Raw genomic sequence first — 19657 nt, 5'->3', positions numbered from 1 at the left:
GAGCAAACACCTATCCTAGGCGCCAATGCCTTAACGGTTCGATGCGTTCAGGCACGCTCAAGCGTAGGGCTACTTGCCTTCCCGTTCCTTGCGCAGCCGTGACCAATATTCGATCCGCTTGCGCAGCTCGCGCTCAAAGCCACGTTCTGGCGGGTCATAGTAGGTCTGGCGGCCCATATCCTCGGGGAAGTAGTCCTGCCCGGAAAAGCCGTCGGGCGCGTCATGGTCATATTGGTAGCCATCCCCATAGCCTTCCGCCTTCATCAGCTTGGTCGGCGCATTGAGGATATGTTTGGGCGGCAACAGGGACCCGTTCGACTTGGCGCTGCGCACAGCGGCCTTATAGGCCGTGTAAACCCCATTCGATTTGGGCGCCGTCGCCAAATAGACAACCGTCTGTGCCAGCGCCAGCTCGCCCTCCGGTGATCCCAGCATCTGATAGGCATCCCGGGCGGCATTGGCCTGAACCAATGCATTGGGATCGGCGAGCCCGATGTCCTCCACCGCCATGCGGATCAGCCGCCGCGCCAGATAGAGAGGATCCTCCCCGCCATCCAGCATGCGGCAGAACCAGTAGAGCGCGGCATCGGGATCCGATCCACGAACGGACTTGTGCAAGGCGGAAATCAGATTGTAGTGCCCGTCCTGACCCTTGTCATAGATCGGCGCACGGCGCTGCACGATTTCCTGAAGGCGCTCAGCGTCAAAGACCTCACCCTCTCCGGCCGCACGCCAGACATCTTCGGCAAGCGTCAGAGCTGAGCGTCCGTCACCATCAGCCATCCGCAGCAACACACCGCGCGCTTCTTCGTCCAGCGGCAACGGCTTGTCCTCGACCTCCTCCGCCCGCACCAGCAATTGACTGAGCGCTGCAAGATGGAGCGAATGGAACGTCATCACGTGAGAGCGCGACAGCAAGGCCGCGTTGAGTTCAAAGGACGGGTTTTCGGTCGTTGCCCCGACAAGGGTGATAGTGCCGTCCTCCATGACCGGAAGAAAGCTGTCCTGCTGGGCACGGTTGAAGCGATGGATCTCGTCGACGAACAACAGCGTCGCCTTGCCGGAGATCCGCCGCCCGCGCGCCGCTTCGAAAACCTTCTTCAGATCGGCAACACCCGAGAAGATCGCCGAGATCTGCTCGAAGGCCAGATCTGTTTCATTGGCAAGAAGCCGAGCAATTGTCGTCTTGCCTGTGCCAGGAGGTCCCCAGAAGATCAAAGACCCGAGCGTGCGCGTCTTGAGCATGCGCGCAAGGGTTCCCTCCGGACCAAGCAAGTGCTCCTGGCCGACAACATCTTCAAGTCTTTCCGGACGCAACCGGTCCGCAAGCGGGCGCGGCCCCGAAGCAGTCAGCCCGGAGGCTTCGAACAAATCACTCATTGCAACTTTATAGGCGCTTAGCCCCTCAACACGATACGGGAAACCTTACCGTCCCGTTCGATATCCAGCCGCCAGACCCGCGGCGGCACCTTCGTGACCCCTTCGAGCATCCGCGTGGAGACGATTTCATCATCATTGATGGCGCGAACGATATCGCCAACCTTCATGCCGACACGCGCCGCCGGGCTGTTGGGGACAATCTCGGTGATCACGACACCTTCCAGCAGACCTTCAACGCCGATTTCCTCCGCCACCGCAGGTGACAGGTTCATCACGGTGGCACCTTCAAATGGCGAGTACTCGGTCAGAACCCGGGTGTCGCGTGGCGTGGTCTCGGGCGCAGGCGCAAGGTTGATGTCGATCAGCTTCTGATCACCACCGCGCAAGATCGTAAAGCGCGCTTGCTCACCCAGCCGCTTGGTCGCGAACCGATAGCCGAAGCTGTCCGGGTCGAGGACCTCCTTGCCGTCGATCGCGATCACCAGGTCGCTCACACGCAGTCCAGCGTCTTCCGCAGGGGAACTCGGATAGATGTTGGTGACGATGACGCCGCGCGGACGATCGAGCGACAGAGCCTCTGCGATCTCTGCATTGACAAGCTGCACGGTCGCGCCGAGCCATGGGCGCTGGACCTTGCCGCCCTCGCCCGCAGCCGTCGCGACGAACTGCACCATGTGCGCCGGAATGGCAAAACCGATGCCGTTGGACCCGCCAGAGCGGGAGAAGATCGCCGTGTTGACCCCGACGAGCTGACCGTTCATGTCGACCAGCGCGCCGCCCGAGTTCCCGGGGTTGATCGCCGCATCGGTCTGAATGAAGAACTGGTAGTCCGTGACGCCGACCTGCGTGCGTGCAAGTGCGGAGACAATCCCCTGCGTGACCGTCTGGCCGACACCGAAGGGATTGCCGATCGCGAGAACAATGTCGCCGACTTCAAGGCTGTCGGACCCGGCAAAGGGCACGAAATCAAACGGTCCCTCTCCCTTGATCTTGAGAACGGCAAGATCGGTGCGCTCATCCAGAAGCACGATCTCCGCATCGAACTCACGCCGGTCGTTCAAGGCGACACGCACCTCGTCAGCGTCCTTGATGACGTGGTGGTTGGTGATCACGGTGCCATCGGCCGAAATGACCACCCCCGACCCAAGCGAGGATTGGACCCGCTCCTGCGGCCGCGTCAGGCCCTGGTCCGGATTGCCGAAGAAACGACGAAAGAAAGGATCATTGAAGAAAGGCGAAACCCGGCGCTGCTGCACGACCTTGCGGCTGGCGTAGACATTGACCACCGCTGGCGCGACATCCTTCACGATCGGAGCAAAAGAGAGCTTCATCTCCTGCGCAGAGCCGGGAACAAGACGCAGACCCGCACCGGCGCTGTCCTGTGCGCTCGCGGAGGAACTCCCATTTACAATGGCAAGAAAACCCAGCAAGAGCCCCGATACGATCCGCAATTCCCGCCTGAGCCTCATGAGCACCATGTTCTGTGTCCCTTCCATGACCGATTCCGGCCGACTGACCACTGAGATACATGCCAGATAGGGACAGACTGAGGCAATGCCAAGCTGAACTGCGCGCTGTGAACTCCCCGTGAACGTCATAACAAAAGAAAATGGCCGCCAGTTTCCTGGCGGCCATCTTCAAATGCAATTTTGGACGGTTAGGCCGAGCGAACCTGCTTGAGGAAGCTCTGAACTTCCTGGTCGAGGCTATTCGCCTGCTCCGACATTTCCTGAACCGAGATCGCAAAGGCATTTGCCGCATCGCTGGTCTTCTCGGAGATCTCGCTGACGTTGGAGATATCCTCGGAGACCTTTGAGGTTCCCACAGCCGCACGCTGCGTGTTCTCGGCAATGCCGCGGGTCGCGAAGCTCTGTTCGGTCACGGCGGCAGAGACATCGGTCACCGACTGGGTGATGTCGCTGATCGTATCCTGAATGTCGCCGATGGCCGAGACAGCTTCTTCCGTCGCCTGGCGGATGGCATCCACCTGCTGCTGGATCTCACCGGTCGCCTTGCCAGTCTGGGAGGCCAGTTCCTTGACCTCGGAGGCAACCACGGCAAAGCCCTTGCCAGCCTCACCGGCACGCGCCGCCTCAATGGTGGCATTGAGCGCCAGAAGGTTGGTCTGATCGGCGATATCGCTGATCAAGGTGATGACCTCACCAATCCGGTTCGCAGCTTCTGCCAGCGAGCGGACCGTTCCATTGGTAGATTCAGCACGCACTGTCGCCGTCTGGGCAACAGAAGACGAACGTTCGATCAATGACGAGATTTCCTGGATCGAGCTGGAAAGCTGATCAGATGCCGTCGCAATGGATTGAACTTCGTTCATTGCCTCGGTGGAGACCTGCGCGGCACGCTGAGACGTTTCACCCGAGCTTTCGGTCATCTGCCGCATCTCGTTGGCAGAATCGCGCAGTGTTGCAGCCGAGTGAGCCACATGGTCGACGACCTTGCCGACGGACGCTTCGAATTCAGCAGCCAGATCACCGAGCATCTTCTGACGCTGTTCGGCTTGAGACTGAGCCGTGCGAGCGTCTTCTTCCGCCCGCCGTTCCTGCTCTTCGACCGAGTTCTGGCGGATCCGCAAGACGGCCCTGCCGATATCACCGATTTCATCGCCGCGGTTGGCAGCATCGATATCGGCCGATACATCGCCATCGGCGATGGATTCAAGCGTTCCAGCCAGAGAACCGAGCGGGCGTGTGATCGAGCGCGAGAAGAGCAAGGCAATGATCGCTGCGATGCCCACCGTGATGAGTGTCGACAAGATCATCGAGTTTCGCATTTCGGTAACGCTTGCCATTGCCTCGGTGACCGCACGTTCGGCGACAATCGCCCACGTGTCGTTGCCAAAGGTCATCGGCGCGGCGACGGTGATACGGTCGATACCGTCTGCCCCAGTGATGATGCCAGAGGCGTTCTGGCCTGACGCAGCTGTCGAGATCACATCCGAGGTCACGGACTTGACCGTTGCCGTCGGCTCGCTTGCCAGTGGTTGGTTGGTCAGCAGCGTACCGGAGCGGTCGACGATATAGACCTGCCCGGTCTCGCCGAGGCCCTCACGGTTGTTCACAACACCTTCCAGATAGCTGGAACCGATGCGAACCATGATCACGCCGCCAATCTCTTCGCCTGCGAAGTTCTTGATGTAGGCAGGCTCGGCAATGAACATGGACGGTTCACCGGCAGCTGGCGCATAGGCTTCAAAGCTGGAATGGAACTGCTGCCCCTTCTCGGCTGTCAGGGCTTTCGCAAAGACCTCGCCCAGACCAGTTTCCGCAAGCGGCCCCTCAACAGCAGAGCCAAGGAAATCGCCGGACTTCGTCACGCTATAGATCACAAGGCCGTCCTTGTTGATCGCATAGATGTCGGAGTAGCCGTTGTTTTTCCAGGATGAGTAGAAGCTGCCGTGGACGTCCGTGTGGCGCCAGGCATACATGGTCTTGCTGTCTTTGCCGGTCAGCTCAGCCCGCGCGTTCGCGCCAGCATCTTCCGGCTGAAAATAGGCTTCAAGCTCGGGCCGATCATTCTCGACATTGGTAAGCGCCGAGTTCATGTCGGTAAAGGCCAGCGTTGTCGCTGCGCCCGACGCAGTGGTTCCCAAATCACCCGACAGGCTCTTGAGCCGCATATCGAGGAGCGCCTGGCGCGCCTTGGCGACCATCGCAAGTTCGCCGTTGGCGGCCTCTTCAAGGCCAGACCTTGCGTTGAGATACCCCCCAATTCCAACGGCAACGCACGAAGCAAATGTGACGCCGACCATCAGGACGGGCACGACGACCGACAACTTCAAAAAACGACTTTTTCTCTTCGAGACAATATCGGTGGCCCGATCCATCACGCTCTCTCCCTGAGACACTGCGTAAAAATGACAGTGAGACTATCGTCGTAGGCCGTTAATTTTCGGATAATTGCAGAGGAGCCAGACTCTAATTCAGGATTGCAGCCAATAGGTTATGAGCCAATAACCGGGCGAAATACAAAAAAGGCGAGCCGAGGCCCGCCTTTTAAGCTCTAGAACCAGCGTTTATTACGCTGCGTTCTCTGCAACTTGCTCTGCATCGTTGCGTGCGCGATCTTCTGCACCACGTGCAGCAGGGTCGCGGTCAACCAGCTCGATCACTGCGAGCGGAGCATTGTCGCCATAACGGAAGCCCGCCTTCAGGACACGGCTGTAGCCGCCCTGACGGTCCTTGTAGCGCTCACCGAGCACATCAAAGAGCTTGCGAACCATCGCCACGTCGCGGATCTGCGAAATGGCCTGACGGCGTGCATGCAGGTCGCCGCGTTTGCCAAGCGTGATCAGCTTGTCAATAATCGGCTTCATTTCCTTGGCCTTCGGCAGGGTCGTCACGATCTGCTCGTGATTGATCAGCGAAGCTGCCATGTTTGCGAACATAGCCTTGCGGTGGCTAGAGGTCCGGTTGAGCTTGCGGCCGGAATTACCGTGGCGCATGGCCCTCTCCTTTTAAAGACAGACAAATGGGACTGAAACCCAAGGTCCGGTTGAGTGTGAAGGGACGCGGACGTCCCTTAATACTGATGGTCTTCGTAGCGCTTCGCGAGATCTTCGATGTTCTCAGGCGGCCAGTTGGCGACCTCCATACCGAGGTGCAGACCCATCTGGGCGAGAACTTCCTTGATTTCGTTCAGCGACTTGCGGCCGAAGTTCGGCGTGCGCAGCATTTCCGCTTCGGTCTTCTGAATGAGATCGCCAATATACACGATATTGTCGTTCTTCAGGCAGTTGGCGGAGCGGACGGACAGTTCCAGCTCGTCGACCTTCTTGAGAAGCGCCGGGTTGAACGCGAGTTCCGGGACGGTGTCCTCGGCGACTTCACGCTGCGGCTCTTCGAAGTTGACGAAGATGGAAAGCTGGTCCTGAAGGATGCGCGCAGCGAATGCGACTGCGTCATCCGGCTTAACCGAACCGTCGGTCTCAACGGTCAGGGTAAGTTTGTCATAGTCAAGAACCTGACCTTCACGGGTGTTTTCCACCTTGTAGGACACTTTCTTGACCGGAGAGTAGAGGCTGTCGACCGGGATCAGGCCGATCGGCGCATCTTCCGGACGGTTACGGTCGGACGACACGTAGCCCTTTCCGGTGTTGACGGTGAATTCCATGCGGATTTCAGCGCCTTCATCCAGCGTACACAGCACAAGATCCGGGTTCAGAACTTCGACGTCGCCAACGGTCTGAATGTCGCCCGCAGTCACCGAACCGGGGCCCTGCTTGCGCACAACCATGCGCTTGGGTCCCTCGCCATCCATGCGGATCGCGATTTCCTTGATGTTCAGAACGATGTCGGTGACATCTTCGCGGACACCAGGAATGGACGAGAACTCGTGCAGCACGCCGTCGATCTGAACGGCAGTCACTGCAGAACCCTGCAGAGACGACAGGAGAATACGACGCAGCGCATTTCCGAGCGTCAGACCATAACCACGCTCAAGCGGCTCCGCGACAACGGTCGCAAAGAAGCGCGGGTCTTCACCCTGCTTGACTTCGAGCTTGGTCGGCTTGATCAGTTCTTGCCAGTTTTTTTGAATGGTCACGTTTTTGCCCCTTCGGCTATCCCGCCTGGGCCCTCGCAGGGCCGCAAGCTATTCTTTGCCATTGGAGAAACAGATACCTAAGGCGGAAAGCCTTAGACGCGGCGACGCTTGCGCGGACGGCAGCCGTTGTGCGGAATCGGCGTCACGTCACGGATCGACGTGATGAGGAAACCGGCAGCCTGAAGCGCACGAAGAGCGGACTCACGTCCAGAACCTGGACCACGCACCTCAACTTCGAGGGTACGCATGCCGTGCTCGGATGCCTTCTTGGCGGCATCTTCAGCTGCAACCTGGGCAGCATACGGCGTAGACTTACGCGATCCCTTGAAGCCGAGAGCACCAGCGGACGACCATGAAATGGTGTTGCCCTGTGCATCGGTAATGGTGATCATCGTGTTGTTGAACGTGGAGTTCACATGCGCGACGCCAGAAGAAATATTCTTGCGCTCGCGGCGACGCACGCGCGTCGTTTCCTTAGCCATTCTTTTTCCTTACTTTGATCTCAACACTGCCGTAAGACCGGCAGCTCCACCGCCAATCGACTGGGTTACTTCTTCTTACCAGCGATGGCTTTCGCAGGACCCTTACGGGTACGTGCGTTGGTATGTGTGCGCTGACCGCGAACCGGCAGGCCACGACGGTGACGCAGGCCACGGTAGCAACCAAGGTCCATCAGACGCTTGATGTTCATTGCAGTGTCGCGGCGCAGGTCGCCCTCAACGAGGTAATCGGCGTCGATTGTCTCGCGGATGGCAAGGACTTCTGCATCGGAAAGTTCATTGACGCGGCGTTCCGGCGCAATGTTGACCTTCTCGACGATTTCCTGCGCGAATTTCGCGCCGATGCCGTGAATATACTGAAGCGCGATAACGACGCGCTTGTTCGTTGGGATATTAACGCCAGCAATACGTGCCACGTTGTTCTCCATGTCATGCGGCCGTTTCGGCCGCGTTGCTCATTATTCCTCGCGTCCGGTGGAGCCCGGCCCTTGCAAGGCACTAAATGCACTTGGTTCAGCAAGCACAGAACGTGCCGGCCCCGTGAATCACGGGATCGACACGAAACTTGTCAGCTAGAGCGCGTCCTTTAACGACTCTAAACCTTTTCGTCAAGCTTGGAGAGCACGCTCTCGATGTCGCGTGACACATCATCGATGGACTGCATGCCATCGACCACGGTCAGCAGACCCGCTTTTTCGTAATAAGGGATCACAACAGCGGTATCGCGGTTGTAAGCCTCGAGGCGATCCTTGAAGACCTCCGGATCGTCATCCTTGCGGACCGGCTCGCCTTTTTCCTTGGCTTCCGCCGCCCGGTTGATGATCCGGTCAACGAGCTTGGACTGGTCGACACGCAGTTCAATCACTGCGTCCAGGCCAAGGTCGTTCTCCGACAGCATCTGCGCCAAAGCATCAGCCTGGGCGATCGTGCGCGGAAATCCATCGAGGATGAAGCCGTTTTTGGCATCAGGCTCGGCAATCCGGTCGCGGATGATGCCAACGACAATATCGTCGGACACGAGACCACCGGCATCCATGACGGCTTTCGCCTGCAATCCGACTGGGCTTTGCGCCGCAACAGCGGCACGAAGCATATCACCGGTCGACAGCTGCGGGATGTTGTAATCGGCAACGAGCCGTCCCGCTTGTGTCCCCTTCCCCGCCCCCGGCGGTCCGACCAAAATCAGTCTCATCTACGTTTCCCCCTGAGCTTTGCTTTTTTCACCAGACCCTCATACTGGTGAGCGAGCAGATGGCCCTGGATTTGGGAAACCGTATCCATGGTCACGCTGACAACGATCAACAGCGAAGTCCCACCGAAATAGAACGGAACGCCTGTGGCCGAAATAAGAAATTCGGGTAATAGACAGACAAGGGTGATGTAGATCGCGCCAACAACCGTGATGCGAGTCAGGACGTAGTCGATGTACTGGGCGGTGCGCTCACCCGGACGAATTCCCGGAATGAAGCCGCCATGCTTCTTCAGATTGTCGGCAGTGTCGGTCGGATTGAAGACAATCGCCGTGTAGAAAAAACAGAAGAAGATGATCATCGTGGCGTAGAACAGCATGTAAAGCGGCTGTCCATGGCCAAGCAGTGCGGTGATCGTGGTGACCCACTCGCTTGTGTTGCCCGAGGAGAATCCAGCGATCGTGGCCGGCACCAGAAGAAGCGACGACGCGAAGATCGGCGGAATCACACCTGCAGTGTTCAGCTTAAGCGGCAGGAACGAGGTATTGCCCTCGAACATGCGATTTCCCATCTGACGCTTCGGATACTGGATCAGCAAGCGGCGCTGAGCACGCTCCATGAAGACGATCACGCCAATCACGACAACGGCGAGGATGATCACCATGAGGATGATCCAGGTCGCCAGGGCGCCCTGACGGCCAAGCTCGAGCGTCGAGACCACCGCAGTCGGAAGGCCTGCAACAATACCTGCAAAGATGATCAGCGAGATACCGTTACCGATTCCGCGAGACGTGATCTGTTCACCAAGCCACATCAGGAACATCGTGCCGCCGACCAGCGTCAAAACGGTGGACGCACGGAAGAACCAGCCCGGATCCGTGACAACGTTGGTCGCACCCTCAAGACCGACAGCAATACCGTAGGCCTGGAATGCCGCCAGAACCACCGTGCCATAGCGCGTGTACTGGTTGATGACCTTACGGCCCTGCTCGCCTTCCTTCTTCATCTGCTCAAGCGTCGGAACGACCGTCGTCATGAGCTGCATGATAATGGAGGCAGAGATGTAGGGCATGATGCCAAGGGCAAAAATGGCCATACGCTCGACAGCACCACCGGCAAACATGTTGAACATGCCAATGATGCCGGACTGCGCCTGGTTGAAAGCCTGCGCAAACGCGTCCGGGTTGATACCGGGCAGCGGAATATAAGTGCCCAGCCGATAAACCAAAAGCGCTCCCAGCGTGAACCAGATGCGCTTTTTGAGCTCGTCAGCCTTTGCGAAAGCCGAGAAATTTAGATTTGACGCAAGTTGTTCGGCGGCCGATGCCATGCCCTACTCCGGTCAGTTATTACCGACAAATGGGAAAAGCCCAGGCTGTTAAGCCTGAGCTCCCAGAACGACGACCTTGCCGCCAGCTTTGGAAACCGCTTCAACGGCCGCCTTGGAGGCGCCTGCGATTTCGAAAGTGACTGCAGTCTTCAATTCACCGTCGCTGAGCAAGCGAACGCCATCCTTGACGCGCTTGACGATACCAGCTGCCTTCAGCGCCTCGACCGTAATGGCCGCTTTCGCATCGAGCTTGCCTGCATCCAGAGCTTCCTGAACACGGCCGAGGGAGACAACATTGAACTCCTTGGCGAAAATGTTCGTGAAACCACGCTTCGGCAGACGGCGGTGAAGCGGCATCTGACCGCCTTCAAAGCCCTTGATCGCGACGCCTGAACGGGACTTCTGCCCCTTGACACCGCGGCCACCGGTCTTGCCCTTGCCAGAACCGATACCACGTCCGACGCGGTGACGGCTCTGAACGGAACCGGGATTGTCCCTGAGTTCGTTGAGCTTCATGTCTTTATCTCCTGATCCCGATTAAGCGTCTTCGACAACGCGTACGAGATGCTGGACCTTGTTGATCATGCCGCGCACTTCAGGAGTGTCCTTCAGTGTGGAACGGCGGTGCATCTTGTTCAGACCCAGACCGACGAGCGTTGCGCGCTGATCCTGAGGACGGCGCAGCGGGCTGCCAATCTGTTCGACCGTAACGGTCTTATCGGTGTTCGCCATGGAACTAACCCTTATTCAACTGGGAGCCGGAGCCGCCGAGATCAAGCCTCAGCGGCAGCCGGAGCCGCATCTTCGTTATCACGACGGCGCGACTGCAGCACCGAGACCTTGAGGCCACGGCGTGCCGCGACCGAACGCGGGCTGTCTTCCTTGGTCAGTGCGTTAAAGGTCGCACGAACCATGTTGTAAGGGTTCGAAGAGCCAAGTGACTTGGCAACAACGTCCTGAACACCAAGGGTTTCGAACACTGCACGCATCGGACCACCAGCAATGATACCGGTACCAGCCGGAGCTGCACGCAGGATCACCTTACCGGCACCGTGACGGCCTTCCACATCGTGGTGGAGCGTTCGGCCTTCACGCAGAGGCACACGAATCATCGTGCGCTTTGCAGCCTCGGTTGCCTTACGGATGGCCTCTGGCACTTCACGTGCCTTACCGTGGCCAAAGCCGACGCGGCCCTTTTGATCACCAACCACGACAAGCGCGGCGAAGCCGAAACGACGGCCACCCTTGACCACCTTTGCGACGCGGTTGATGTGTACGAGCTTGTCGACGAATTCGCTGTCTCGCTCGTCGCGATCGCGATTATCCTGTCTCGCCATTTTATACGTCTTCCGTTCTTAAGAGCGCCAACGGGCGCTGGTCAGAATTCAAGTCCACCTTCACGGGCAGCATCCGCAAGCGCTTTAACGCGCCCATGGTACTGATACCCGCCTCGGTCGAACACGACCTGCTTGACGCCAGCGGCAATCGCGCGCTCTGCGACAAGCTTGCCGACGGCAGCAGCTGCTGCGGTGTCGGCGCCCGTCTTGAGGGAGCCCTTCAGATCGGTTTCGATCGTCGAGGCGGAAACAATGGTATTCCCCTTCCCGTCGTCGATGATCTGGGCGTAGATCTGCTTCGACGAGCGGAAGATAGAAAGGCGCGGACGTCCGTTCGCCACCTTCTTGAGTGAACGGCGCACGCGATCGCGGCGGCGTTCGAAAGCAATTTTGCTATTCGCCATGATCCAGGTCCGTTACTTCTTCTTGCCTTCTTTGCGGACGATAAACTCGTCTGCATAACGAACACCCTTGCCCTTGTAAGGCTCAGGTGGGCGGAATTCGCGGATTTCAGCCGCTACCTGACCGACAGTTTGCTTGTCGATACCGGAGATGAGAATCTCCGTCGGTTTTGGGCACTTGATCTCGATTCCTTCCGGAACCGAATAGATAACGTCGTGCGAGAAACCCAGCGCCAGCTGAAGATTCTTGCCCTGAACCTGGGCACGATAACCAACACCGGTGATGTCGAGCTTCTTTTCGAAGCCGTTGCTAACACCAGTAATGATATTCTGCACCATCGTCCGGCTCATGCCCCACATGGAGCGAGCCGTCTTGGAGGTGCCGCGCGGATCAACTTTGATACCGCCGTCCGTCATCTCGGCCAGAACGTAGTCATTGAGCACGAAGGAGAGTTCACCCTTCGGGCCCTTGACCGCAACCGTCTGACCGTTGATCGTTGCCGTTACCCCGCTTGGCACGGGGACTGGCTTTTTGCCAATACGAGACATCTGACCAACCTTGTCGTTGTTTTAAAGATGAGACTGAAACCGCGTCAGAAGACGCGGCACAGGACCTCACCGCCTACGTTTTCATCACGCGCCTGATGATCGCTCATGACGCCGCGCGGGGTCGAAATAATCGACACGCCCAGGCCATTGGACACATGCGGGATGTTTTTTACCGACGAGTAAACCCGACGGCCCGGTTTTGACACCCGTTCGATGGTCCGGATAACCGGTTCGCCATCAAAGTACTTCAGTTCAATCTCGAGTTCCGAACGACCGGTCTCGAAATCAACCGTGGTGTAGCCACGGATGTACCCTTCCTTGGCGAGCACATCAAGTACATGTGCGCGCAATTTGGAATTTGGTGAACTGACCTTGCTCTTGCGACGCATCTGCGCATTGCGGATACGTGTGAGCAAATCCCCCAACGGATCAGAAATTGCCATGGGAGTTTCTCCTTACCAGCTCGACTTGACCAGGCCTGGGATCTTACCCAGCGAGCCCAGTTCACGAAGCGCAATACGGGACATCTTGAGCTTGCGGTAGTATGCACGCGGACGGCCGGTCACTTCGCAACGGTTGCGAACGCGGTTCGGCGCGGAGTTCCGCGGCAATTTTGCAAGCTTCAAGCGTGCGTTGAACTGCTCTTCCGGAGACAGGCTACTATCCTTAGCCATCGCCTTGAGGGCAGCGCGCTTCTCAGCGTACTTTTCGACAAGCTTCTCGCGACGCTTGTTCTTCTCGACTGCGCTTTTCTTCGCCATCGTCGTTCCTCGTTCCTTTCCCGTATCTCAGCTTATTTGCTGAACGGGAAGTTGAACGCGCGCAGCAGTTCACGCGCTTCGTCATCGTTCTGAGCAGTGGTGCAGACGATCACGTCCATACCCCAGATCTGGTCGACCTTGTCGTATTCGATTTCCGGAAACACGATGTGTTCCTTGATGCCCATGGCGTAGTTGCCACGACCGTCAAAGGACTTCGGGTTCAGACCACGGAAGTCACGAACGCGCGGCAGCGCGATGGTGATCAGGCGATCCAGGAATTCGAACATCTGCTGGCGACGAAGTGTAACCTTGGTCCCCAACGGCATCTCTTCGCGAACCTTGAAGGTCGCGATGGACTTCTTGGCCTTGGTGATGACCGGCTTCTGGCCGGCGATCAGTGCAAGGTCTTCAGCGGCGATGCGCGCCTTCTTGGAGTCGGCAACCGCTTCGCCGACGCCGATGTTCAGGACAACTTTGTCGAGACCAGGAACCTGCATAGGGTTCTTGTACTCGAACTTTTCCTGAAGCTGCTTGCGTACAACATCTTCGTAATGCGTCTTAAGACGCGGGATGTAATTGGTCTCAGCCATCGATCAGGTCTCCAGAACGCTTGGCCACACGGACCTTGGTACCGTCTTCCTGCACCTTGAAACCCACGCGCGTCGCCTTGCCGTCCTTAGGATCGGCAACAGCGATGTTAGAAAGGTGGATCGGAGCTTCCTTAGCAACGATACCAGCTTCCTGGGTCTGGGTTTGCTTCTGGTGGCGGCGAACGACGTTCACACCACGGACAAGCGCCTTGTTATCAGACGGCAGGACCTGCAGAACTTCACCGGACTTGCCCTTGTCACGACCGGTGAGAACGACAACGGTGTCGCCTTTTTTAATTTTCGCAGCCATCAGAGCACCTCCGGCGCGAGCGAGATAATTTTCATGTGGTTCTTTGCACGGAGTTCGCGCGGTACCGGACCAAAGATACGGGTACCGACAGGCTCCTTGTTGTTGTTGATCAGAACCGCCGCATTGCGGTCGAACCGGATCACGCTGCCGTCGGCACGTCGAATATCCTTCGCCGTACGCACAACGACCGCCTTCATCACGTCGCCCTTTTTGACGCGACCCCGCGGAATAGCTTCCTTCACGGATACGACAATGATGTCGCCCACAGAAGCGTATTTGCGCTTGGAGCCGCCGAGCACTTTGATGCACATGACACGACGAGCGCCGGAATTATCCGCCACGTCGAGGTTTGTTTGCATCTGAATCATGACTGGCTGCCTTATTCTCTGTCTGGCGCACCTGCCAAGGGCGCCTGATGCTCAACATGGAGCGTGGTCAGACGACCACGGTCCAGCGTTTGTTCTTCGAAACCGGCGAGCACTCTTCGATCTGAACAGAATCGCCGACTTGATATTTGTTTGCTTCATCATGCGCACGGTATTTTTTGGACCGGCGCACGGTCTTCTTCAGCAGCGGGTGAGTGAAGCGACGCTCCACCTTAACCGTCACCGTCTTGTCATTTGCGTTGCTGACAACGGTGCCCTGCAAAATGCGCTTCGGCATAGGTGTCTCCTTAAGCGCTTGCCGACACGCGCTTTTCGCGCATGATCGTCTGAATGCGAGCAACGTCGCGGCGAATTTGCCGTACGCGCCCAGTGTTTTCTAGCTGACCGGTCGCCTTCTGAAAGCGCAGGTTGAACTGCTCTTTCTTGAGGGCCTCGAGCTCCGTGCGGAGCTCGTCGAGGGTCTTTGCTCTTACGTCAGTCGCCTTCATGGCTTCTTACTCCTCGACTACCTATTCGCCAATTCGCTGAATGAAGCGGCATTTGATAGGCAGTTTGGCGGCCGCCAGACGCATTGCTTCACGCGCAACGTCTTCAGGAACACCATCGATTTCGAACATGATCCGGCCAGGCTTGACGCGGCAAGCCCAGTAATCCGGAGAACCCTTACCCTTACCCATGCGGACTTCAGCCGGCTTGGAAGAGACCGGGAGGTCCGGGAAGATGCGGATCCATACACGACCAGCACGCTTCATGTGGCGGGTCATGGCACGACGGGCAGCTTCGATCTGACGAGCGGTGACCCGCTCAGGCTCAACAGCCTTCAGACCGTAGGCGCCGAAGTTGAGGTCAGTACCTCCCTTCGACAGACCGTGAATGCGGCCCTTGTGCTGCTTGCGGAACTTCGTTCGCTTCGGTTGCAGCATCGTTTTCTCTCGTCCTTCGTGTTACGCGAGCAGCAGGCAGCCAATTAGGCTGCGCGCTCACGGCCCCGACCCCGGCGTTCGCCGCGATCACCCTGGTTGCTGTCAGAGCCGGACGTCGCACGGCGCTCAGACGCCATGGGGTCATGCTCGAGGATTTCACCCTTGAAGATCCAGACCTTCACGCCGCAGACACCGTAAGCGGTGTGCGCGGATGCAACACCGTAATCGATGTCGGCACGCAGGGTGTGCAGCGGCACGCGACCTTCGCGGTACCACTCGATACGTGCGATTTCAGCACCACCGAGACGGCCACCACAGTTGATCCGGATGCCCTGTGCACCAAGACGCATCGCCGACTGAACGGCACGCTTCATGGCACGACGGAAAGCAACACGACGTTCCAGCTGCTGAGCGATCGAAGCGGCAACAAGCGTCGCATCGAGTTCAGGCTTGCGCACTTCAACGATGTTGATGTGAACTTCCGAGTTCGTGATCTCGTTGATCTTCTTGCGAAGACGCTCGATGTCCGCACCCTTCTTGCCGATAACCACACCCGGACGACCCGAGTGGATGGTGACACGGCACTTCTTGTGCGGGCGTTCAATAACGACCTTGGAAACAGCAGCCTGCTTCAGTTCCTTGAGCAGGAATTCGCGGATGCGGAAATCTTCATGAAGAAGATCGCCGTATTCACCCTTGTTGGCGAACCAACGCGAATCCCAGGTGCGGTTGATCCCGAGGCGCATGCCGATCGGGTTTACTTTATGACCCATCAGGCAGTCTCCTCTTTTTCACGCACAACGATGGTCAGGTTCGAGAACGGCTTCTCGATCCGGCCAACGCGACCACGTGCACGAGCCTGGAAACGCTTGATGACAAAAGCCTTGCCAACATGTGCCTCGGCAACCACCAGGTTGTCGATATCCAGATCGTGGTTGTTTTCCGCGTTTGCGATCGCGGACATCAAGGTTTTCTTGACGTCCTGAGCGATACGCTTGCGGGAGAATGTCAGGTCTGCAATTGCAGAACCGACCTTCTTGCCGCGGATAGCAGCCGCAACGAGATTCAGCTTGCGCGGAGAAACGCGCAGCATGCGGGTCATTGCCCGGGCCTCGTTGTCAGCGAGCGTCCGCTCACGCTTCGGCTTGCCCATCGTTACTTCCTCTTCGCCTTCTTGTCGGCGCCATGTCCGTAGTAGGTCCGGCTCGGCGAAAACTCGCCGAACTTGTGACCAATCATCTCTTCAGACACCGACACCGGGACATGCTTCTGCCCGTTGTAGACGCCGAAGGTAAGACCAACGAACTGCGGCAGGATCGTCGAGCGGCGGCTCCAGGTCTTGATGACCTCGTTGCGGCCAGATTCACGAACCTTGTCAGCCTTCTTCAGCAGATACCCGTCGACAAACGGACCTTTCCAGATCGAACGTGCCACGATCCTTGTCCTTTACTTCTTGCGCGCGTGGCGGCTGCGGACGATATACTTATCGGTCTGCTTGTTGCTCCGCGTGCGCTTGCCTTTGGTCGGCTTGCCCCAAGGGGTAACCGGATGACGACCACCGGACGTCCGGCCTTCACCACCGCCGTGCGGGTGGTCAACCGGGTTCATCGCGACGCCGCGTGTGTGCGGGGTACGGCCGAGCCAGCGAGAGCGGCCTGCCTTGCCCAGATTAATGTTGCCGTGATCCGGATTGGATACGGCACCAATGGACGCCATGCAGGTGCCCAGAACGCGGCGCTGTTCACCGGACATCAAACGCAGGGTCGTGTAACCCTGGTCGCGACCGACAACCTGAACGAAGGCACCAGCGGAACGTGCGACCTGCGCACCCTTGCCCGGCTTCAGTTCAATGTTGTGAACAATCGTGCCGACCGGAATGGACGACAGCGGCATTGCGTTGCCCGGCTTCACATCGACAGACTGACCGGCGATGACCGTGTCACCAACTGCCAGACGCTGTGGCGCCAGAATGTAGCTCAGCTCACCATCTTCGTAACGGATAAGCGCGATGAATGCGGTCCGGTTCGGATCGTATTCGAGACGCTCTACCGTCGCCGGGATGTCGAACTTGCGACGCTTGAAGTCAACAAGACGGTAGGACCGCTTGTGACCGCCACCGCGGTTCGGAGCCGTAAGGCGACCGGTGTTGTTACGACCGCCGCTCTTGGAGAGGCCTTCCGTCAGGGTCTTGACCGGCTTGCCCTTGTGCAGATCGGAACGATCTACCTGGACCAACTGGCGCCGACCGGGCGACGTCGGGTTGAATGTCTTAAGTGCCATTTACCTGTCCCCGCCCCTTAGAGCCCGGTGGTCACGTCAATCGCGTGACCTTCCTCGAGCGTGATGACGGCCTTCTTGAAGTCGGACTGGCGACCGATGCGACCCTTGAACCGTTTAACCTTGCCCTTGCGGACCAGGGTGTTCACGGCAGTGACCTTGACGCCGAAGAGCGCTTCGATCGCAGCCTTGATTTCCGGCTTGGTTGCGTCATTGGCGACCTTGAAAACAACCTTGTTTTCTTCGGAAGCCATGGTCGCCTTCTCGGTGATTACCGGGCCGACGATCTTGTCGTAGTGAGGAAGATTGCTCATTTGAAGCGCTCCTCAAGTGCAGACACCGCAGACTTCGTCAACACAAGCGTGTTGGCGCGCATGATGTCGTAGACATTGATACCCTGGACCGGCAGCACATCCACATGAGGGATGTTGCGGGCAGCCAGAGAGAAGTTCATGTCCAGCTCGGCACCGTCAATCACCAGGGCGTTCTTGAGACCCAGCTTTTCGAACTGTGCCTTGAGTGCCTTGGTCTTGGCTTCGGCAGCCTTCGCATCTTCAACGATGACGATGCTGTCGGTCTTGGCCTTGGCGGAAAGAACATGCTTGAGACCGAGGACACGGACCTTTTTCGGCAGCTCGTGAGCATGGTCGCGAACGACCGGCCCAAAAGCCTTACCACCACCGCGGAACTGCGGAGCCTTGCGGTTGCCGTGACGTGCGCCGCCAGAACCCTTCTGGCGGACGAACTTCTTCGTCGTACCGGAAACTTCCGAACGCTGCAGCGTCTTGTGCGTGCCGGCCTGGCGCTTGGCAAGCTGCCAACGCACCACGCGGTGGATCAGATCGGTGCGGGGCTCGAGACCGAAGATCTCGTCACTCACCGTGATCGAACCGGCCGCCCCACCTTCGAGGGTCTTGACCTGAAGTTCCATCACTCGCTCTCCTTCCCGGCGGCAGCGGCTGCTTCAGGAGCACGGAATGCACCTGGAACCGGAACACCTTCCGGCAGCGCCTTCTTGATCGAGTCGCGGACCTGGATCCAACCGCCCTTGGCGCCTGGTACAGAACCCTCGACCATGATCAGGCCGCGTTCAACATCGGTACGCACAACCTTGAGGTTCTGCGTGGTCACGCGGACATCGCCCATGTGACCGGCCATCTTCTTGCCTTTGAACACCCGGCCCGGATCCTGACACTGACCCGTGGAACCATGTGACCGATGCGAGATCGAGTTACCGTGCGAAGCGCGGCCACCACCGAAGTTGTGACGCTTCATTGCACCGGCAAAACCCTTACCGATCGAGTTGCCGGTAACGTCGACAAACTGGCCTTCAACGTAGTGGTCAGCGGTGATTTCCGCGCCAACGTCGATCAGGTTGTCAGACGAAACCCGGAACTCGGCCAGGGTACGCTTCGGCTCCACCTTGGCAACCGCGAAATGTCCGCGAAGTGCCTTAACGGTGTTCTTGACTTTTGCCAGACCTGCGCCGACCTGCAGCGCGGTATAGCCATTCTTTTCTTCAGTACGGTGGGCAACCACCTGGCAATTTTCCAGCCGCAAAACAGTGACCGGAACATGCTCGCCCGCATCGTTATAGATACGAGTCATGCCCACTTTCTGAGCGATCACACCAGAACGCATAGACGTGTCCCCTTCGATCCGCCTCAGAGCTTGATCTCGACGTCGACACCAGCGGCAAGGTCGAGCTTCATAAGAGCGTCAACCGTCTGGGGCGTCGGATCAACGATGTCGAGCAAACGCTTGTGCGTGCGCATCTCGAACTGATCGCGGCTTTTCTTATCGATGTGCGGGCCGCGAAGTACCGTGTACTTCTCGATCCGCGTCGGCAGCGGTACGGGTCCCCGTACCTGTGCACCGGTCCGCTTGGCCGTGTTCACGATTTCCTTTGTGGAAGCATCGAGAATACGGTGGTCAAATGCCTTAAGGCGGATCCGGATATTCTGACCGTTCATTTCAGAGTTCCCGTTAAGACAGGCGGGCCTGCCAGTTTTTGTTAAACAGCAGGCCCTGCCGTCAATTACTCGACGATTGAGGCGACGACGCCGGCGCCGACGGTACGGCCGCCTTCGCGGATAGCGAAGCGCAGGCCTTCTTCCATGGCGATCGGCACGATCAGCTCAACAACAACAGACACGTTGTCGCC

31 protein-coding genes are annotated in these 19657 nt (G+C 58.2%); all 31 read right to left on the bottom strand.

Features of this window, described 5'->3' with window-relative positions:
• Positions 1 to 69: 69 nt before the first annotated feature.
• On the bottom strand, positions 70 to 1380 hold the full coding sequence (locus tag IG617_RS03665) for a replication-associated recombination protein A (RefSeq protein WP_192107466.1): 1311 nt from the start codon (positions 1378 to 1380) through the stop codon (positions 70 to 72).
• A 17-nt stretch (positions 1381 to 1397) separates the two neighbouring features.
• Complete coding sequence (locus tag IG617_RS03660) at positions 1398 to 2876, bottom strand: DegQ family serine endoprotease (RefSeq protein ID WP_254170435.1); 1479 nt, start codon at positions 2874 to 2876, stop codon at positions 1398 to 1400.
• 161 nt (positions 2877 to 3037) lie between these two features.
• Positions 3038 to 5221, bottom strand: coding sequence for a methyl-accepting chemotaxis protein (locus IG617_RS03655; RefSeq protein WP_209008259.1), 2184 nt, complete (start codon positions 5219 to 5221; stop codon positions 3038 to 3040).
• Positions 5222 to 5413: 192 nt separating this feature from the next.
• The gene (gene rplQ / locus IG617_RS03650; protein ID WP_192107463.1) at positions 5414 to 5839 is read right to left on the bottom strand and encodes a 50S ribosomal protein L17; all 426 of its coding nucleotides are present in this window, start codon (positions 5837 to 5839) and stop codon (positions 5414 to 5416) included.
• Between the two features lie 77 nt (positions 5840 to 5916).
• Complete coding sequence (locus tag IG617_RS03645) at positions 5917 to 6978, bottom strand: DNA-directed RNA polymerase subunit alpha (protein WP_192108474.1); 1062 nt, start codon at positions 6976 to 6978, stop codon at positions 5917 to 5919.
• Positions 6979 to 7031: 53 nt separating this feature from the next.
• Positions 7032 to 7421, bottom strand: coding sequence for a 30S ribosomal protein S11 (rpsK, locus tag IG617_RS03640; protein WP_153768601.1), 390 nt, complete (start codon positions 7419 to 7421; stop codon positions 7032 to 7034).
• A 65-nt stretch (positions 7422 to 7486) separates the two neighbouring features.
• Positions 7487 to 7855, bottom strand: a complete 369-nt coding sequence (rpsM, locus tag IG617_RS03635; RefSeq protein ID WP_153768600.1) for a 30S ribosomal protein S13 — start codon at positions 7853 to 7855, stop codon at positions 7487 to 7489.
• 179 nt (positions 7856 to 8034) lie between these two features.
• Positions 8035 to 8631 (bottom strand): adenylate kinase, encoded by a 597-nt coding sequence (locus IG617_RS03630; protein ID WP_192107461.1) that lies wholly within the window; start codon positions 8629 to 8631, stop codon positions 8035 to 8037.
• A complete protein-coding gene (gene secY, locus IG617_RS03625) occupies positions 8628 to 9959 on the bottom strand; it encodes a preprotein translocase subunit SecY (RefSeq protein ID WP_192107459.1) in 1332 nt (443 codons plus the stop codon). Before secY ends, IG617_RS03630 begins: the two co-directional genes overlap by 4 nt.
• A gap of 48 nt (positions 9960 to 10007) precedes the next feature.
• Complete coding sequence (rplO, locus tag IG617_RS03620; RefSeq protein ID WP_192107457.1) at positions 10008 to 10475, bottom strand: 50S ribosomal protein L15; 468 nt, start codon at positions 10473 to 10475, stop codon at positions 10008 to 10010.
• Positions 10476 to 10496: 21 nt separating this feature from the next.
• Complete coding sequence (rpmD, locus tag IG617_RS03615) at positions 10497 to 10691, bottom strand: 50S ribosomal protein L30 (protein WP_153768596.1); 195 nt, start codon at positions 10689 to 10691, stop codon at positions 10497 to 10499.
• Between the two features lie 41 nt (positions 10692 to 10732).
• Complete coding sequence (gene rpsE, locus IG617_RS03610) at positions 10733 to 11296, bottom strand: 30S ribosomal protein S5 (protein WP_153768595.1); 564 nt, start codon at positions 11294 to 11296, stop codon at positions 10733 to 10735.
• A gap of 41 nt (positions 11297 to 11337) precedes the next feature.
• Positions 11338 to 11700, bottom strand: a complete 363-nt coding sequence (gene rplR / locus IG617_RS03605; RefSeq protein ID WP_153768594.1) for a 50S ribosomal protein L18 — start codon at positions 11698 to 11700, stop codon at positions 11338 to 11340.
• A 12-nt stretch (positions 11701 to 11712) separates the two neighbouring features.
• Positions 11713 to 12246 carry a 50S ribosomal protein L6 gene (gene rplF / locus IG617_RS03600; RefSeq protein WP_192107455.1) on the bottom strand — a complete coding sequence of 178 codons (534 nt, stop codon included), beginning with the start codon at positions 12244 to 12246 and terminating at the stop codon, positions 11713 to 11715.
• A 44-nt stretch (positions 12247 to 12290) separates the two neighbouring features.
• Positions 12291 to 12689: a 30S ribosomal protein S8 gene (rpsH, locus tag IG617_RS03595; protein WP_153768592.1), complete on the bottom strand. Its 399-nt coding sequence runs from the start codon at positions 12687 to 12689 to the stop codon at positions 12291 to 12293.
• A gap of 12 nt (positions 12690 to 12701) precedes the next feature.
• Positions 12702 to 13007 carry a 30S ribosomal protein S14 gene (rpsN, locus tag IG617_RS03590; RefSeq protein ID WP_153768591.1) on the bottom strand — a complete coding sequence of 102 codons (306 nt, stop codon included), beginning with the start codon at positions 13005 to 13007 and terminating at the stop codon, positions 12702 to 12704.
• A 32-nt stretch (positions 13008 to 13039) separates the two neighbouring features.
• Positions 13040 to 13597 carry a 50S ribosomal protein L5 gene (gene rplE, locus IG617_RS03585; protein WP_192107453.1) on the bottom strand — a complete coding sequence of 186 codons (558 nt, stop codon included), beginning with the start codon at positions 13595 to 13597 and terminating at the stop codon, positions 13040 to 13042.
• Positions 13590 to 13907, bottom strand: coding sequence for a 50S ribosomal protein L24 (rplX, locus tag IG617_RS03580; RefSeq protein WP_192107451.1), 318 nt, complete (start codon positions 13905 to 13907; stop codon positions 13590 to 13592). Before rplX ends, rplE begins: the two co-directional genes overlap by 8 nt.
• Entirely contained in the window at positions 13907 to 14275 is a 369-nt protein-coding gene (gene rplN / locus IG617_RS03575; RefSeq protein ID WP_153768588.1) for a 50S ribosomal protein L14, read from the bottom strand. The genes rplX and rplN overlap by 1 nt, the downstream gene beginning before the upstream one ends.
• Before the next feature lie 67 nt (positions 14276 to 14342).
• Positions 14343 to 14570 carry a 30S ribosomal protein S17 gene (rpsQ, locus tag IG617_RS03570; RefSeq protein WP_153768587.1) on the bottom strand — a complete coding sequence of 76 codons (228 nt, stop codon included), beginning with the start codon at positions 14568 to 14570 and terminating at the stop codon, positions 14343 to 14345.
• 10 nt (positions 14571 to 14580) lie between these two features.
• A complete protein-coding gene (gene rpmC / locus IG617_RS03565; protein ID WP_153768586.1) occupies positions 14581 to 14781 on the bottom strand; it encodes a 50S ribosomal protein L29 in 201 nt (66 codons plus the stop codon).
• A 21-nt stretch (positions 14782 to 14802) separates the two neighbouring features.
• Positions 14803 to 15216: a 50S ribosomal protein L16 gene (gene rplP / locus IG617_RS03560; protein WP_153768585.1), complete on the bottom strand. Its 414-nt coding sequence runs from the start codon at positions 15214 to 15216 to the stop codon at positions 14803 to 14805.
• 44 nt (positions 15217 to 15260) lie between these two features.
• On the bottom strand, positions 15261 to 15989 hold the full coding sequence (gene rpsC / locus IG617_RS03555) for a 30S ribosomal protein S3 (protein ID WP_153768584.1): 729 nt from the start codon (positions 15987 to 15989) through the stop codon (positions 15261 to 15263).
• Complete coding sequence (gene rplV, locus IG617_RS03550; RefSeq protein WP_153768583.1) at positions 15989 to 16369, bottom strand: 50S ribosomal protein L22; 381 nt, start codon at positions 16367 to 16369, stop codon at positions 15989 to 15991. Before rplV ends, rpsC begins: the two co-directional genes overlap by 1 nt.
• A 2-nt stretch (positions 16370 to 16371) precedes the next feature.
• Positions 16372 to 16650: a 30S ribosomal protein S19 gene (gene rpsS / locus IG617_RS03545; RefSeq protein ID WP_153768582.1), complete on the bottom strand. Its 279-nt coding sequence runs from the start codon at positions 16648 to 16650 to the stop codon at positions 16372 to 16374.
• A gap of 12 nt (positions 16651 to 16662) precedes the next feature.
• Positions 16663 to 17496, bottom strand: a complete 834-nt coding sequence (gene rplB, locus IG617_RS03540) for a 50S ribosomal protein L2 (RefSeq protein ID WP_192107449.1) — start codon at positions 17494 to 17496, stop codon at positions 16663 to 16665.
• 17 nt (positions 17497 to 17513) lie between these two features.
• Positions 17514 to 17807, bottom strand: coding sequence for a 50S ribosomal protein L23 (locus tag IG617_RS03535; RefSeq protein ID WP_153768580.1), 294 nt, complete (start codon positions 17805 to 17807; stop codon positions 17514 to 17516).
• Entirely contained in the window at positions 17804 to 18424 is a 621-nt protein-coding gene (gene rplD, locus IG617_RS03530) for a 50S ribosomal protein L4 (protein ID WP_192107446.1), read from the bottom strand. Before rplD ends, IG617_RS03535 begins: the two co-directional genes overlap by 4 nt.
• Entirely contained in the window at positions 18424 to 19134 is a 711-nt protein-coding gene (gene rplC / locus IG617_RS03525; protein WP_153768578.1) for a 50S ribosomal protein L3, read from the bottom strand. Before rplC ends, rplD begins: the two co-directional genes overlap by 1 nt.
• Positions 19135 to 19157: 23 nt before the next feature.
• Entirely contained in the window at positions 19158 to 19466 is a 309-nt protein-coding gene (gene rpsJ, locus IG617_RS03520) for a 30S ribosomal protein S10 (protein WP_006936455.1), read from the bottom strand.
• 65 nt (positions 19467 to 19531) lie between these two features.
• Positions 19532 to 19657, bottom strand: a 126-nt coding sequence (locus tag IG617_RS03515) for an EF-Tu C-terminal domain-related protein (protein ID WP_476705545.1), incomplete at its 5' end; no start/stop codon positions are given.

The organism is Roseibium polysiphoniae (assembly GCF_014842925.1).
Lineage (GTDB): Bacteria > Pseudomonadota > Alphaproteobacteria > Rhizobiales > Stappiaceae > Roseibium > Roseibium polysiphoniae.
The sequence above is the reverse complement of the archived record's forward strand: the minus strand, read 5'-3'. Positions and strand labels throughout refer to the sequence as shown.

Bases quoted from the DNA above. Each gene is read 5' to 3' on its own strand.
- IG617_RS03535 (WP_153768580.1), bottom strand. From the start codon at position 17,807: ATGAGCAATCTTCCTCACTACGACAAGATCGTCGGCCCGGTAATCACC.
- rplE (WP_192107453.1), bottom strand. From the start codon at position 13,597: ATGGCTGAGACCAATTACATCCCGCGTCTTAAGACGCATTACGAAGAT.
- rpsN (WP_153768591.1), bottom strand. From the start codon at position 13,007: ATGGCGAAGAAAAGCGCAGTCGAGAAGAACAAGCGTCGCGAGAAGCTT.
- rplB (WP_192107449.1), bottom strand. From the start codon at position 17,496: ATGGCACTTAAGACATTCAACCCGACGTCGCCCGGTCGGCGCCAGTTG.
- rpsK (WP_153768601.1), bottom strand. From the start codon at position 7,421: ATGGCTAAGGAAACGACGCGCGTGCGTCGCCGCGAGCGCAAGAATATT.
- IG617_RS03655 (WP_209008259.1), bottom strand. From the start codon at position 5,221: ATGGATCGGGCCACCGATATTGTCTCGAAGAGAAAAAGTCGTTTTTTG.
- rplR (WP_153768594.1), bottom strand. From the start codon at position 11,700: ATGGCGAATAGCAAAATTGCTTTCGAACGCCGCCGCGATCGCGTGCGC.
- rpmC (WP_153768586.1), bottom strand. From the start codon at position 14,781: ATGAAGGCGACTGACGTAAGAGCAAAGACCCTCGACGAGCTCCGCACG.
- rplD (WP_192107446.1), bottom strand. From the start codon at position 18,424: ATGGAACTTCAGGTCAAGACCCTCGAAGGTGGGGCGGCCGGTTCGATC.
- secY (WP_192107459.1), bottom strand. From the start codon at position 9,959: ATGGCATCGGCCGCCGAACAACTTGCGTCAAATCTAAATTTCTCGGCT.
- IG617_RS03660 (WP_254170435.1), bottom strand. From the start codon at position 2,876: ATGGAAGGGACACAGAACATGGTGCTCATGAGGCTCAGGCGGGAATTG.
- rpsJ (WP_006936455.1), bottom strand. From the start codon at position 19,466: ATGAACGGTCAGAATATCCGGATCCGCCTTAAGGCATTTGACCACCGT.
- IG617_RS03665 (WP_192107466.1), bottom strand. From the start codon at position 1,380: ATGAGTGATTTGTTCGAAGCCTCCGGGCTGACTGCTTCGGGGCCGCGC.
- rpmD (WP_153768596.1), bottom strand. From the start codon at position 10,691: ATGGCGAACACCGATAAGACCGTTACGGTCGAACAGATTGGCAGCCCG.
- rplN (WP_153768588.1), bottom strand. From the start codon at position 14,275: ATGATTCAGATGCAAACAAACCTCGACGTGGCGGATAATTCCGGCGCT.
- rplV (WP_153768583.1), bottom strand. From the start codon at position 16,369: ATGGGCAAGCCGAAGCGTGAGCGGACGCTCGCTGACAACGAGGCCCGG.
- rplO (WP_192107457.1), bottom strand. From the start codon at position 10,475: ATGAAGCTCAACGAACTCAGGGACAATCCCGGTTCCGTTCAGAGCCGT.
- IG617_RS03630 (WP_192107461.1), bottom strand. From the start codon at position 8,631: ATGAGACTGATTTTGGTCGGACCGCCGGGGGCGGGGAAGGGGACACAA.
- rpsH (WP_153768592.1), bottom strand. From the start codon at position 12,689: ATGGCAATTTCTGATCCGTTGGGGGATTTGCTCACACGTATCCGCAAT.
- rpsC (WP_153768584.1), bottom strand. From the start codon at position 15,989: ATGGGTCATAAAGTAAACCCGATCGGCATGCGCCTCGGGATCAACCGC.
- rpsE (WP_153768595.1), bottom strand. From the start codon at position 11,296: ATGGCGAGACAGGATAATCGCGATCGCGACGAGCGAGACAGCGAATTC.
- rplF (WP_192107455.1), bottom strand. From the start codon at position 12,246: ATGTCTCGTATTGGCAAAAAGCCAGTCCCCGTGCCAAGCGGGGTAACG.
- rplX (WP_192107451.1), bottom strand. From the start codon at position 13,907: ATGGCTGCGAAAATTAAAAAAGGCGACACCGTTGTCGTTCTCACCGGT.
- rplC (WP_153768578.1), bottom strand. From the start codon at position 19,134: ATGCGTTCTGGTGTGATCGCTCAGAAAGTGGGCATGACTCGTATCTAT.
- rplP (WP_153768585.1), bottom strand. From the start codon at position 15,216: ATGCTGCAACCGAAGCGAACGAAGTTCCGCAAGCAGCACAAGGGCCGC.
- rpsQ (WP_153768587.1), bottom strand. From the start codon at position 14,570: ATGCCGAAGCGCATTTTGCAGGGCACCGTTGTCAGCAACGCAAATGAC.
- rplQ (WP_192107463.1), bottom strand. From the start codon at position 5,839: ATGCGCCACGGTAATTCCGGCCGCAAGCTCAACCGGACCTCTAGCCAC.